Source organism: Pantoea anthophila, from assembly GCF_026104315.1.
Taxonomy (GTDB): Bacteria; Pseudomonadota; Gammaproteobacteria; order Enterobacterales; family Enterobacteriaceae; genus Pantoea; species Pantoea anthophila.
The window spans coordinates 631,745-644,470 of record NZ_CP110473.1 but is presented as its reverse complement, the minus strand read 5'-3'; the positions used below and the strand labels follow the sequence as shown (position 1 = coordinate 644,470).

At 58.7% G+C, this 12,726-nt stretch carries 11 protein-coding genes and 1 riboswitch; of the genes, 4 read left to right on the top strand and 7 right to left on the bottom strand.

The window, feature by feature from the left end:
• Nucleotides 1-70: 70 nt before the first annotated feature.
• A complete protein-coding gene (gene ribB / locus OJ965_RS05650) occupies nt 71-727 on the bottom strand; it encodes a 3,4-dihydroxy-2-butanone-4-phosphate synthase (RefSeq protein WP_009087293.1) in 657 nt (218 codons plus the stop codon).
• Between the two features lie 110 nt (nt 728-837).
• Nucleotides 838-994: riboswitch (FMN riboswitch) on the bottom strand.
• 170 nt (nt 995-1,164) lie between these two features.
• Here ribB and ubiK point away from each other — a divergent pair.
• Complete coding sequence (gene ubiK / locus OJ965_RS05645; protein ID WP_009087294.1) at nt 1,165-1,560, top strand: ubiquinone biosynthesis accessory factor UbiK; 396 nt, start codon at nt 1,165-1,167, stop codon at nt 1,558-1,560.
• A 39-nt stretch (nt 1,561-1,599) separates the two neighbouring features.
• Here the strand turns inward: ubiK and hldE are convergent, their stop codons facing one another.
• The 3 genes from hldE to OJ965_RS05630 all read right to left on the bottom strand — a co-directional run bounded on the left by hldE (nt 1,600) and on the right by OJ965_RS05630 (nt 7,291).
• Nucleotides 1,600-3,024 (bottom strand): bifunctional D-glycero-beta-D-manno-heptose-7-phosphate kinase/D-glycero-beta-D-manno-heptose 1-phosphate adenylyltransferase HldE, encoded by a 1,425-nt coding sequence (gene hldE / locus OJ965_RS05640; RefSeq protein ID WP_009087295.1) that lies wholly within the window; start codon nt 3,022-3,024, stop codon nt 1,600-1,602.
• Between the two features lie 70 nt (nt 3,025-3,094).
• On the bottom strand, nt 3,095-5,947 hold the full coding sequence (gene glnE, locus OJ965_RS05635) for a bifunctional [glutamate--ammonia ligase]-adenylyl-L-tyrosine phosphorylase/[glutamate--ammonia-ligase] adenylyltransferase (protein ID WP_265138204.1): 2,853 nt from the start codon (nt 5,945-5,947) through the stop codon (nt 3,095-3,097).
• Between the two features lie 33 nt (nt 5,948-5,980).
• Nucleotides 5,981-7,291 carry a CYTH domain-containing protein gene (locus tag OJ965_RS05630; protein WP_046102563.1) on the bottom strand — a complete coding sequence of 437 codons (1,311 nt, stop codon included), beginning with the start codon at nt 7,289-7,291 and terminating at the stop codon, nt 5,981-5,983.
• Nucleotides 7,292-7,561: 270 nt separating this feature from the next.
• Between OJ965_RS05630 and OJ965_RS05625 the strand changes: the two genes are divergently transcribed.
• Both OJ965_RS05625 and OJ965_RS05620 read left to right on the top strand, forming a co-directional pair.
• Nucleotides 7,562-8,182: a TIGR04211 family SH3 domain-containing protein gene (locus tag OJ965_RS05625; protein WP_009087298.1), complete on the top strand. Its 621-nt coding sequence runs from the start codon at nt 7,562-7,564 to the stop codon at nt 8,180-8,182.
• 158 nt (nt 8,183-8,340) lie between these two features.
• Complete coding sequence (locus OJ965_RS05620) at nt 8,341-9,573, top strand: multifunctional CCA addition/repair protein (protein ID WP_265138200.1); 1,233 nt, start codon at nt 8,341-8,343, stop codon at nt 9,571-9,573.
• Nucleotides 9,574-9,588: 15 nt separating this feature from the next.
• Here the strand turns inward: OJ965_RS05620 and bacA are convergent, their stop codons facing one another.
• Both bacA and folB read right to left on the bottom strand, forming a co-directional pair.
• Complete coding sequence (bacA, locus tag OJ965_RS05615) at nt 9,589-10,407, bottom strand: undecaprenyl-diphosphate phosphatase (protein ID WP_009087300.1); 819 nt, start codon at nt 10,405-10,407, stop codon at nt 9,589-9,591.
• A 190-nt stretch (nt 10,408-10,597) separates the two neighbouring features.
• On the bottom strand, nt 10,598-10,957 hold the full coding sequence (folB, locus tag OJ965_RS05610) for a bifunctional dihydroneopterin aldolase/7,8-dihydroneopterin epimerase (protein ID WP_010249061.1): 360 nt from the start codon (nt 10,955-10,957) through the stop codon (nt 10,598-10,600).
• 108 nt (nt 10,958-11,065) lie between these two features.
• Here folB and plsY point away from each other — a divergent pair, with 108 nt between their 5' ends.
• Complete coding sequence (plsY, locus tag OJ965_RS05605) at nt 11,066-11,671, top strand: glycerol-3-phosphate 1-O-acyltransferase PlsY (protein WP_009087302.1); 606 nt, start codon at nt 11,066-11,068, stop codon at nt 11,669-11,671.
• 29 nt (nt 11,672-11,700) lie between these two features.
• On the opposite strand, the gene tsaD is transcribed toward plsY, so the two are convergent.
• A complete protein-coding gene (gene tsaD, locus OJ965_RS05600; protein ID WP_140924915.1) occupies nt 11,701-12,714 on the bottom strand; it encodes a tRNA (adenosine(37)-N6)-threonylcarbamoyltransferase complex transferase subunit TsaD in 1,014 nt (337 codons plus the stop codon).
• Nucleotides 12,715-12,726 lie beyond the last annotated feature (12 nt).

The following is a 12,726-nucleotide window of genomic DNA, read 5'->3' as shown; positions in this document are numbered from 1 at the left end:
ATCAGAAAATTTGAATAACTCAGAAAGGAAAACAGGTCACGATGCGTGACCTGTTTTTGACGGTCAGCGATTAGCTGGCGTGACGCGTCTCGTGTTCACGACGCCAGGCAATCAGATCTTCAATGGTCACCACCGGCATGTTGTGCTGACGCGCGAACGCAATTGCCTCAGGCGCATGCGCCATAGTGCCGTCGTCGTTGGTCAGTTCACACAGTACGCCTGCGGGCTTAAAGCCGGCCAGCGTCACTAAATCGATGGTCGCTTCGGTATGACCGCCACGGCTTAAGACGCCGCCTTCACGCGCACGCAGCGGGAAGACATGGCCAGGGCGATGCAGATCGGTGGGTTTAGCGTCATCAGCAATCGCCGCACGGATCGTGGTAATACGGTCCTGAGCAGAAACGCCGGTGGTAACGCCCTCTGCAGCCTCGATGGTCACCGTGAAGCCGGTGCCAAACGAGCTGGTGTTGTTCTCCACCATCATTGGCAGGTCGAGCTGCTGACGACGTTCTTCGGTCAGGCAGAGGCACACGATGCCGCTGCCGTGACGAATGGTCAGGGCCATCTGTTCAACGGTCATGGTTTCTGCGGCGAAGATCATATCGCCTTCGTTTTCACGATTTTCATCGTCGAGTACCATCACACCGCGTCCCTCACGCAGGGCGGCGATAGCACGTTCTACACGCTGTTGAGGCGTGCCAAATTCAGAAAGTAGCGTCTGATTCATGGTAATAAAAACCTTAAAATGTATGGGTTACCAGAATCAGGGCATGCTTAGGAGTGACGTCAAAAAGACGTGGCAATAACGTGATGCAGACACAATTGTCCGACAGGTGTCGTTACCCTCTCCCATCCGGACTGTAACCGTCGGCCCCGGAATTGCACCGGATCTGCTGTCCTTTACCCCGCTTTTCAGTGGAATAAAGCGCTCGCGGGCTTTCAGCTGAGCTGATTTACCGCCGGTGGGGAATTGCGCCCCGCCCTGAGAATAAGCAAATCAACTATAACGCCGATCGTTTGTAGCGGCAATCATCAATAGCGCAATTGCTTTTGCATTTTCTGCGTTACCGATTTGAGGTTTATCCTTTTCATTTCTGGCATTACACTTAACACTTATTACGTTGGTAAACACGCTGACACAGCTCCCGTAACCAGGAAATCATCATGATCGACACGAAAAAAATTGAACAACTTGCCCGCCAGGTTCACGACGCGATGCCTAAAGGCGTTCGCGAGTTTGGCGATGATGTCGAAAAGAAAATTCGTCAGGTTCTCCAGGCGCAGCTGACCCGGATGGATCTGGTTAACCGTGAAGAGTTTGATGTGCAGACGCAGGTGTTACTGCGTACGCGTGAGAAAATGGCGGCACTGGAGCAGCGTCTGGCTCAGCTGGAAAGTCAGGGTTCATCAGCAGGTACGCCGCCGACCGCGACCGCACCAGTTGCCCCTGCTGCGCCGGTTACCCCGCCGTCATCCGTAGCGACCTCCCCTGCAGCAGCACCGGTATCAACACCGGCTGCCGATGTGGTGAAACCTGCTGCGGATAACAAGCCAGAATAAGCCGTTAAGCGGGAGCACGGCTCCCGCTTAATACCGCTGTCAGCTGCTGCGGATGGTTTTGATGATGTTGGTGGTTGAGATACCGTCTTCGAAGTTCAGCACCTGTACGTCGCCGCCATTTGCCCACACCTCTTTGCTGCCCGCGATATCTTCCGGCTTGTAATCGCCGCCTTTGACCAGCAGGTCAGGCAGAATGCTGGCGATCAGCCGCTGCGGGGTATCCTCTTCAAACAGCACCACCCAGTCGACCGCTTCCAGCGCACCGAGAACAATCATGCGGTTTTCCTGCGGATTGACCGGACGGCTCTCCCCTTTCAGACGTTTGGTTGACGCATCACTGTTAACCGCGACAATCAGCCGATCGCCGAGTTTGCGGGCGTTCGCCAGGTAAGAGACATGGCCGGCATGCAGAATGTCGAACACCCCGTTGGTCATCACCACTTTTTCACCGCGGCGGCGCGCCATCTCAACGGCGGCTTTTAACTGCGCTTCCGTCATGATGCCGAACCCCTGCTCCGGTCGGGCATGAATGGCGTTTTCCAGCTCAACGGTACTGACCGTCGAGGTTCCCAGTTTGCCGACCACGACACCGGCCGCTGCATTGGCGAGGAAACAGGCTTCTTCCAGTGAATCGCCTGCCGCCAGCGCCGCCGCCAGTACGCCAATGACCGTATCGCCGGCACCGGTCACGTCATAGACCTCCTGCGCCTGAGTCGGCAGATGCAGCGGCGCTTTGCCTGGCTGCAGCAGCGTCATGCCATTCTCGGAGCGGGTCACCAGCAGCGCAGAGAGATCGAAATCGGCAATCAGCTGCATGCCGCGCGAGACAATCTCCTCTTCGCTTTTGCATTTGCCGACCACGGCTTCAAATTCTGAAAGGTTTGGCGTCAGCAGCGTCGCGCCACGGTAGCGGGCAAAATCGGTGCCTTTCGGGTCGATGAGAACCGGCACACCGGCGTCACGCGCCAGAGTAATCATGGTCTGCACGCTTTCCAGCGCGCCTTTGGCGTAATCGGATAGCACCAGCGCACCGGCAGCCACCAGGGATTCGCGCATCTTCTGATGAATCGGTTCCGGATCGACCTGATCAAAGCCCTCTTCAAAGTCGAGGCGGATCAGCTGCTGATTGCGGGAAAGCACGCGCAGTTTGGTGATGGTCGGATGGCTTTTAACCGCCACGAAGTCACAGTGTACGTTGACATCTTTCAGCGTGCTGCTTAACACGCGCGCCGCATCATCTTCGCCGGTCAGGCCAATCAGGCGTGACGCGGCACCGAGTGCTGCAATGTTCATCGCCACGTTTGCTGCGCCGCCAGGACGCTCTTCAACCGTGTCCACTTTCACCACCGGCACCGGTGCCTCAGGGGAGATACGGCTGGTTGGGCCATACCAGTAGCGGTCCAACATTACATCGCCGACGACCAGCACTGAGGCTTGACCGAACGCGGGCAGAGTCACTTTCATTCCAGACACTCCAGACTGCATTAAAAATAGTGCGCGGATGATAGCACAGTTGCGATTTGTGCTATCAGCATCACGCCAGGATAGACGCAGGCGTTACCAGCCAGCGCTGCCAGCTGCTCAGCACCGTCTGCTGCTCCGCGCCATAGGCCTCTGGCTCCACGTGGCCAGGCAGCTCCTGCAGCGCACGATGGTGCAGGGCGTCGCGCAGGGTAACGTAAGCCTGCGTCAGCGCCTCCGCTTCATCGGCGGCCATTTTGTGGTACGTCGCCATCAGCTCAAAAATGCGCACATTATCTGACCAGCGTGTGAGTTCAGGCTGCTCAGCGGCGTAGCGTAAGACAAGATATTGCGCGATGAATTCAATATCGGTGATGCCGCCCGCGTCCGTTTTAATATCCCAGCGACCTTTGTGCTTGTTGCTGAGGTGAGTGCGCATCTTTTCACGCATCTCACGCACTTCGGTCTGCAGGGCTTCCGCGCTGCGCGACTGCGAGAGGATCGCCCGGCGAATGGCATTGAAGCGTTCCCCCAGCGCCGCCTCGCCAAATACCACGCGCGCCCGGACCAGTGCCTGATGCTCCCAGGTCCAGGCTTCGTTGCGCTGATAGTCGTCAAAGGCGTCAAAAGTACTGACCAGCATGCCCGCCGCGCCGGAAGGACGCAGCCGCGCATCCACTTCATAGAGAATGCCGGAGGCGGTGCGGGTACTGAACAGATGCATGATGCGCTGAGCAAGACGCAGATAGAACTGACGGCCATCGATGCTGCGCTCGCCGTCAGTCACCGCGTCTGCCGGGCAGTCATGCAGGAAGACCAGATCGAGGTCAGAACTGTAACCCAGCTCCCAGCCCCCCAGCTTGCCGTAGCCCAGCACGGCAAAGCCGCGCTCATGTTCGCTGGTCAGGTGCGAGGGGCGGCCATAGCGCTGCACCATCATCGTCCACGCCTGCCGCACCACGGAGTCGATAATCGCCTCCGCCAGCCAGGTCAGGTGATCGCTCACTTTCATCACCGGCAGCGTGCCCGCGATGTCGGCGGCGGCAATACGCAGATGCTGAGCCTGTTTAAACTGCCGCACCGCTTCCAGCTGCTGCTCTTCATCCTCGGTGGGAATACGCAGCAGATACTGTCGCAGTTCGTCACGATAGGCGTCAGTGGCGGTGGGCTGGTAGAGCGTGGCGGGATCGAGCAGTTCATCCAGCAGCAAGGGGTGACGTGCCAGCTGGCTGGCCACCATCGGTGAGGCGGCACATAGCCGGATCAGATGACGCAGCGCGCCATGGTATTCGGTGAGCAGCTCCAGATAGGTGCTGCGGGTCAGCACGCCAAGCAGCAGCGGCGTCACGCGGCTGAGCGTGACCGCCGCGTCTTCGCGCAGGCAGACTTCGCTCAGCAGCCGCGGCATCAGCTGATCCAGCGCCTGACGGCCACGCGGGCCGATGGTGCGCCGGCTGATGTCCTGACGAAAAGCCTCCAGCGTCTGATGCAGCGACAGCCGCTGCTCGTCGCTGAGCTGCGGCACCAGCGGAGCCAGCTCGCTGTCCTCCAGCTGGTCCTGCCACAGAACCTGAAACTCCGCCAGCTCACGCTGGTCGTCGATTTCCGGGGTGTCCTCACCAATCAGCTCGTCAAAGATAGTGCGTACGGCCGCCATCTGACTGTCGAGCTGCGTCATCAGCGTCCCCCAGTCGGCACAATCCATTGCCCATGCCAGCCGGGCGCGATGCAGCGCATCCTCCGGCAGGGTCTGTGTCTGCTCATCGCCCAGGCTCTGCAGCAGATTCTCAAGCCGCCGCAGAAACAGGTAGGCCTCGCGCAGCGCATCGACCTGTTCAGCAGGGAGCAGAGCCAGCGTTTTAATCGCCTCCAGCGTTGGCAGCAGCGCACGCAGCTGAAGTGAGCGCTCACGTCCGCCCCGAATCAGCTGAAACACCTGCACGATAAATTCGGTTTCGCGAATGCCGCCCGCGCCCAGCTTGATGTTATTTTTCAGTCCGCGTCGCCGCACTTCGCGGCTGATCATCCCTTTCATGTTACGCAGCGACTGGATCACGCTGAAGTCGATATAGCGCCGGTAAACAAAGGGCCGCAGCATCTGCTGCAGCTCAAGGCTCCAGCGATCCTGGTCATCGCCCATCAGCCGCGCCTTGACCATGGCATAGCGCTCCCAGTCGCGCCCCTGCTCCTGGTAGTAATCTTCGAGCGCGGCAAAGCTCATCACCAGCGGGCCGCTGTCGCCAAAGGGGCGCAGCCGCATATCCACCCGATAAACAAAGCCATCCATGGTGGGCTGATCGAGCACTTTGATCAGCCGCTGCCCCATGCGGGTAAAGAACTGCGCGTTGTCGAGTTCACGCCGTCCGCCACGCGTGGTGCCGTTTTCTGGCCAGGCAAAAATCAGGTCGATATCAGAGGAGAAATTGAGTTCGCCGCCGCCCAGCTTGCCCATTCCCAGGATCAGCAGCGGCTGTGCCTCGCCATCGGCATTGCAGGGTGTGCCGAAATCATGACAGCAGGCCTGCCAGACCCAGTCACGCGCCCGGCTGATCAGCACTTCCGCTAACACGCTGAGCTGCTGCAGGCTCTGTACGGTCGTCGCCTGTTGCAGCGCCTGCATCCAGGCGACCCGCACCAGCATACGACGACGAAACAGCCGCAGTTCCCGCATCAGGCTCGCTTCACTGTCAACCGTGCTCAGCGCCTGGTTCAGCCACGCGGAATAGTGTTGCCACTCATCAGGCTGCGGCAGCTGGTCGCGCATCGCCTGCCACCAGTCGGGATGTTGTTGCAGGTTTTCCAGCACGAAATCACTGAAAGCCAGCCCGGCAGCCTCCACCGGGCTGAGCGAGGCCAGCGGCACCCCAAGCTGTCGGGCGGCCTCTTCGGCCTGATCGCGTAACAATGCGGGAAGTGCTGACAACATAACGCCCTCCTTGATGGCGTGACCTGAAAGCGGTTAGCGGCCTGTGCCGCTGGTGAGCCAGAACGGCGACTGTTTCATTGCCTGCGAGGCCAGCCAGGCTAAGCCCGACTCCTGCTTTTCATGAATGGCTGACAGCAGCTGCTGCCAGGGTTCCAGCCAGCTGGCGACGGTTTCAGGCGCGTAGGATCCGGCCAGCAGGTGAACCGTCAGCAGCTGACGCGCCAGACGGGTCGCCTTGTCCTGATATTCGTTCGGCTGTTTCACCGTGCTGAAGGTCTCTCTCAGATCGGCATTCACGCGGCTCAGCATAATGTCGCTGAAGCGTTTAAAGGAGCCCTGTAGTTTGGTTTCCCCTTTGGCGTCGATCCACTGACGCCACTGAGATTCCGCCAGCCAGTGAGTCAGAGCCAGCTGGGTCTCAACGGAGAGTGAAGAGAGACAGAAGGCAGCAGCGGCCTGCTCTTCATTCACCAGCGTCTCTTCCAGCGTGGTCAGTTGCTGACGCAGCGCGCTGCTGGCTTTGCGTGGCACCAGCGCACCAAACAGGCTGAACGCCTGGCGCAGCAGATCCAGCGCTTCGCGCACCGCATCCTGTGCTGCCGCGTTGCCCCGCAGCCAGACCTCTTCATGATACTGCCAGTGGCTGAGGCCAGCCGACATGGCGGCGACCATCCCCTGCTCCACGGTGGCTTTCGCCCCCGCTTTGAGCAGCGGGAACGGCTTGATCAGGCGCGGCGGATTCCCCTGCGCCAGCTGATAACCCCGGGCGGCTTTACTCAGGCTGCCCATCCGCAGTCCCCCCTGCGCCACCAGCTGCTGTGCAAAGGTCAGCAAATCCTGACGTTCGCCACGCTTCAGCTCAAGCTCGACCTCGCACAGCGGTTCGCTAAACTCACCGGCCGACACCTCGCCCTGGTCAAACGCCACTTCAATTTCGCTGTTTCCAGCGGTAATCAGCCAGATCTCGCGCTGGAAATGGGTGGTGAAAAGCGGCTGTAAGCGCGACTGGAGCGCCGCGACATCGGTGCCCTGCGGCCAGATCGTGGCGGGCAGGCGCGCAATATCGAGCACCGGTTCGCTGAGTTCAACGTTGTATTCCGGGCGCTGATGCAGTCCGCCCAGCGTCTGCCCTGCGGCCTTCAGGGTCATCTCATACTGTTTATCGATGCCACGAATGCGTAAGCCCATGTCCCAGCGTCGCAGCTGGTTGTCATCGGTCTCAAAGTAGATGTTGGTCAGTTCACGGGCCGCCTGATGCTGATGCGGCAAAGTGGAGAAGTACTCAGCCAGTTTCCCGGCCGCTTGTGGAGTTGCAATGAACTTTAGTTCGATTTCGATGGTCATAATTTTTTATTCACTACGCCGCTGGCACTTAAGAGGGTTTTTCCTGCATATTTCAGGCGATTAACAGCAGGCTGGTTACGCTGTCGCCTGAGGGCAAGGGGTTATGAGGCGAAGATTAATGCACAGAAGCGGCGCTGTCTCTGCTTTCTTTGCGCTTTGCAGACCTTTTCGCACTCCCATGAGACCAGGATAGTTCTCATTCAGATTTATGCGGGGCCTCTCCAGACTGTGCCGGTAAATTTTTAGTCAGATTAAGCCAAACGAAATCGAATGAAAAAAATCACACTCGCTGGAATCACTTTGCTGGCCCTCAGCACCCTTGCACCTGCCCACGCCGACGAAAAACGCTATGTCTCTGATGAACTCTCGACCTGGGTGCGCAGCGGCCCCGGCGACCAGTTCCGCCTGCTCGGTAAGCTGAATGCCGGGGAAGAGGTACAGCTGTTACAGACCAACAATGATACCCATTATGGCCAGATCCGCGATTCGGAAGGCCGCACCACCTGGATCCCCCTGTCGCAGCTCAGCGCAAATCCGAGCCTGCGCACCCGGGTGCCGCAGCTTGAGCAGCAGGTCAAAGATCTGACCGCCAAGCTGGATAACATCGACAACAGCTGGAACCAGCGCACCGCCGAGATGCAGAACAAAGTCGCCAGCAGCGACGGTGTCATCAACGGGCTGAAAGACGAAAATCAGAAGCTGAAAAATGAACTGATCGTCGCGCAGAAGAAAGTCAGCGCCGCCAACGTTCAGCTGGATGACAAGCAGCGTACCATCATCATGCAGTGGTTTATGTATGGCGGCGGCGTGCTGGGCGTCGGCCTGCTGCTGGGTCTGTTACTGCCGCACATGCTGCCGCGCCGCAAGAAAAGCGATCGCTGGATGAACTGACCGCATTCTGCCGGTTTTAAAGGGGGGATCAGACGATCCCCCCTTTGGCATGTCTGCAATCCGGGCAATCTGTGCAACAATAAAACCAGATGCACCGCTGATTTCAGGCGCGGGATGCGCCCGGCGTGCCGATCATTTCTTTTTCTCTGGAGTTTTACGTGAAGACGTTTCTTGTTGGCGGTGCGGTGCGTGATGCGCTGCTGAATCTGCCGGTTACAGACAAAGACTGGGTGGTGACCGGTGCCACGCCTGAAGCCATGCTGGAGCAGGGCTATCAGCAGGTCGGTCGCGATTTTCCCGTTTTCCTGCATCCTGTCAGCCGCGAAGAGTATGCGCTGGCACGAACCGAGCGGAAAAACGGGAAAGGCTATACCGGATTTGTGACCTGGTCTGCTCCCGACGTGACGCTGGAGCAGGACTTACAGCGGCGCGATCTGACGATTAACGCTATTGCGCAGGATGAGCATGGCGAGCTGGTCGATCCTTACAACGGCCAGCGTGATATCGCTCAGCGCCTGCTGCGCCATGTTTCTGCGGCTTTCAGTGAAGACCCGCTGCGGGTTTTGCGGGTCGCGCGCTTTGCGGCGCGCTTTGCTCACCTCAACTTTCGTATCGCCCCTGAAACCCGGCAGCTGATGCAGCAGATGGCAGAGAGCGGAGAGCTGGCAAATCTTACGGCTGAGCGGGTGTGGAAGGAGACGGAAAAAGCACTGAGCACCCGTAATCCGCAGGTCTATTTTCAGGTACTGCGCGACTGCGGTGCGCTGAAGGTGCTTTTCCCCGAACTGGACAATCTGTTTGGCATCCCGGCCCCTGCGAAGTGGCACCCGGAGATCGACACCGGCGTCCACACGCTGATGACGCTGGCGATGGCTGCCGCGCTCTCCGGAGAGATCGAGGTGCGCTTCGCCACGCTGTTCCATGACGTCGGTAAGGCACTGACGCCGCCTGAGCGTTGGCCCAGCCATCATGGTCATGGTCTGGCGGGTGTGCCGCTGGTTGAGGCGCTGTGTCAGCGGCTACGGGTGCCCAACGCGATTCGCGATCTGGCCCTGATCGTGACCGAATTTCACGACGTGGTGCACACCATTGAGCGGCAATCCGCGGCGTCGCTGGTGGCGCTGTTCGACCGGATTGATGCGTGGCGTAAGCCGCAGCGCGTCGAACAGATGGCGCTGACCAGTGAAGCGGATGCACGCGGGCGTGCCGGGCTGGAGAGTATGGCCTATCCGCAGGGTGACTATCTGCGTCGCGCTTTTGCGCTGGCGCAGGCGGTTCCCACTAAAACCGTGATCGAGGCGGGATTTAAAGGTGCGGAAGTGCGGGAGGAGTTAACGCGACGACGGGTTGACGCCGTCGCGCAGGGTCTGGCGATCGGGCAGACTGACTAGCAGTCTGCCTGCGGTTTACATGAAGACCATGTAGACCGCTGCCGCGACGATAAAGCGGTAGATGGCGAACGAGACAAAAGAGATGCGTTTGATCAGCTCAAGGAAGGCTTTAATCGCAATCAGCGCCACGATAAATGCCGTCACAAAGCCCACCGCGAACATCGGGAAATCGGCCATCGTCAGGAAGCCGATGCTCTTGTACATATCCAGCACGGTCGCGCCCATCATCATTGGCACGGCCAGGATGAAGGAGAACTCCGACGCGGCATAGCGGCTCACGCCCATCAGCATCCCGCCAGAGATAGTGGCACCGGAACGGGAGAAGCCAGGCCACAGCGCCAGGCACTGGAAGCAGCCAATCATAAACGCCTGACGATAGGTAATATCATCAACGCCCACGGCTTTCGGCTGTTTTGGCTTCAGGAACTCGGCGGCCAGCAGCAGCACACCCCCGACCACCAGCGCGTACATCACGTTGATCGGATTAAACAGCGTTTTAATCTGATCGTGCAGTACCAGACCCACAACGACCGCCGGCACCATGCCCAGCAGAATATGGATCAGCGACAGACGACCGCTGCCGACACCCTCATGTTTCACTTCGCCAAAGTGGATGCCGATCAGCCCGAACAGACGGCGCCAGAACATCACCACTACGGCCAGAATCGATCCTAACTGGATCACAACTTCAAAGGTCTCGGCTTTTTCACCCTCAAAGCCCAGCAGGTGACCCACTATAATCATGTGCCCTGTGGAAGAGACCGGTAAAAATTCGGTCAGCCCTTCCACAACGCCCAGGATTGCAGCTACCCAAAGCTGATGAATATCTGCCATCAAATGTTCCCTCTATCCGTTTCAAAACCATTAAAAAGGCGGTAGCGCGCTGCTATCGCCTGAAATCATGCCGCTGTTAGCCTGAAGTAAACCTTAAGGTCTAACCGATTCGCCTGCTGTAACGCATCGGTACAGGCTATGACAGACAGTAATTTGGTTTGGTTTCATTGTGATGGCAATCACATCGTATTTATTTAGGAATAGTCCCGCGCTCGATTCGCACGCCAACCTGCGCCGCCTGGGCCACAGCGCCCGGTTTGCTGACCTTTATGCGTACGCCAGGCGAATTGAAACGGTTCATCAACAGATCCGCAATTTCTTCAGCAACCCGTTCCACCAGAGCGAAACGGCTGCCGGTCAGATGCGTCAGAATGGCCGAGGAGACATCGGCATAGCTGAGGCAGTCCTTCACATCGTCGCTGCTGGCCGCCAGCCGGTTATCCCAGGCCATTTCGACATCGAGCACCAGCTTCTGCTGTATGCCCTGTTCCCAGTCGTAAACGCCAATGGTGGTGAACACCGTGAGTTGTTCTATAAATACGATATCCATGATAAGACTCTCTGTTTTTGGCTAAGCCGGATACCACTTCCGGCGGATTATGCGTATTATCCACGGTTGAAGAGATCAAAACGACCCTGAAGGGAACGGTACGGTGTTATGAGTGCTTTCGCGCTTGGTATGATTATTTTCGCGTATCTTTGCGGTTCGATTTCCAGTGCTATTCTGGTCTGTAAAGTCGCTGGCCTGCCCGATCCCCGCACGCACGGCTCCGGCAATCCGGGGGCGACCAACGTGCTGCGCCTGGGCGGTAAAGCCGCAGCCGCCACCGTATTAGTGTTTGATGTGCTGAAAGGAATGGTGCCGGTCTGGCTGGCCTGGCTGATGCACGTTCCCCCGCTTTATCTTGGCCTCACCGCGATTGCCGCCTGCCTGGGTCATATCTATCCGGTGTTCTTTCGCTTCCGTGGCGGAAAAGGCGTGGCGACGGCATTCGGTGCCATCGCGCCCATTGGCTGGGATCTGACCGGCCTGGTCACCGGCACCTGGCTGTTAACGGTTCTGCTCAGCGGCTACTCGTCACTGGGCGCTATCGTCAGCGCGCTGATCGCGCCGTTTTACGTCTGGTGGTTCAAACCGCAGTTCACCTTCCCGGTTTCCATGCTCTCCTGTCTGATCCTGCTGCGTCATCACGATAATATTCAGCGGCTGTGGCGGGGACAGGAAGGCAAGATCTGGAAGCGTAAAAAGAAATCTCAGCCATAAAAAAAGCCGGCAAGCCGGCTTTTTTCACATCAGATGGCAGGCAGTTCCGCCAGCGGCCAGCGCGGTCGCACGCTGACGCCTAACCCCCCGCGCGTTCCTCCTTTCAGTCGCACCATGCCCGCATACGCGATCATCGCACCATTGTCGGTACAGAACTCAGGACGGGCGTAGAAGACTTCACCGCCGCGCTTTTGCATCATGATCGCCATCTGCTCGCGCAGCGTCCGGTTGGCGCTGACGCCGCCCGCAATCACCAGACGCTTAAAGCCGGTCTCATCCAGTGCGCGCTTACATTTGATCGCCAGCGTGTCCACCACCGCATCCTCGAAGGCGCGGGCGATGTCGGCTCGGGTCTGATCGTCATCCGGATTAGCGCGAATGGTGTTCGCGGCAAAGGTCTTCAGCCCGGAGAAGCTGAAATCCAGCCCCGGACGATCGGTCATCGGACGCGGGAAGGTGAACCGCCCCGCCGTGCCCTGCTGCGCCATTTTCGACAGCATCGGCCCACCCGGGTAATCGAGACCCAGCAGCTTCGCCGTTTTATCAAAGGCTTCACCTGCCGCATCATCAATCGACTCACCCAGCAGGAGATATTCCCCGATGCCGGTGACGCTGATCAGCTGAGTATGTCCGCCCGACACCAGCAGCGCGACAAACGGAAATGCCGGTGGATTCTCTTCCAGCATCGGAGCCAGCAGATGACCTTCCATATGGTGAACCGGCACCGCCGGCACTTTCCAGGCAAACGCCAGTGCGCGACCGATCGTCGCCCCGACCAGCAGCGCCCCGACCAGCCCTGGCCCGGCGGTGTAAGCCACCGCGTCGATCTGCTGTGGTGCCAGACCGGCTTCTTTCAGCGCCGCCTGAATCAGCGGCACGGTTTTACGCACGTGATCGCGTGAGGCCAGTTCCGGCACCACACCGCCATAATCTGCGTGCACTTTAACCTGGCTGTAGAGCTGGTTAGCCAGTAATCCGGCCTCGTCATCATAGATTGCGATGCCGGTTTCATCGCACGACGTTTCAATACCCAGAATTCGCATTGCATCACCTCA

What these genes read in the sequence shown, in the direction of transcription:
- ribB (WP_009087293.1), bottom strand. Translation starts at nt 727, where the DNA reads ATGAATCAGACGCTACTTTCTGAATTTGGCACGCCTCAACAGCGTGTA.
- ubiK (WP_009087294.1), top strand. Translation starts at nt 1,165, where the DNA reads ATGATCGACACGAAAAAAATTGAACAACTTGCCCGCCAGGTTCACGAC.
- hldE (WP_009087295.1), bottom strand. Translation starts at nt 3,024, where the DNA reads ATGAAAGTGACTCTGCCCGCGTTCGGTCAAGCCTCAGTGCTGGTCGTC.
- glnE (WP_265138204.1), bottom strand. Translation starts at nt 5,947, where the DNA reads ATGTTGTCAGCACTTCCCGCATTGTTACGCGATCAGGCCGAAGAGGCC.
- OJ965_RS05630 (WP_046102563.1), bottom strand. Translation starts at nt 7,291, where the DNA reads ATGACCATCGAAATCGAACTAAAGTTCATTGCAACTCCACAAGCGGCC.
- OJ965_RS05625 (WP_009087298.1), top strand. Translation starts at nt 7,562, where the DNA reads ATGAAAAAAATCACACTCGCTGGAATCACTTTGCTGGCCCTCAGCACC.
- bacA (WP_009087300.1), bottom strand. Translation starts at nt 10,407, where the DNA reads ATGGCAGATATTCATCAGCTTTGGGTAGCTGCAATCCTGGGCGTTGTG.
- folB (WP_010249061.1), bottom strand. Translation starts at nt 10,957, where the DNA reads ATGGATATCGTATTTATAGAACAACTCACGGTGTTCACCACCATTGGC.
- plsY (WP_009087302.1), top strand. Translation starts at nt 11,066, where the DNA reads ATGAGTGCTTTCGCGCTTGGTATGATTATTTTCGCGTATCTTTGCGGT.
- tsaD (WP_140924915.1), bottom strand. Translation starts at nt 12,714, where the DNA reads ATGCGAATTCTGGGTATTGAAACGTCGTGCGATGAAACCGGCATCGCA.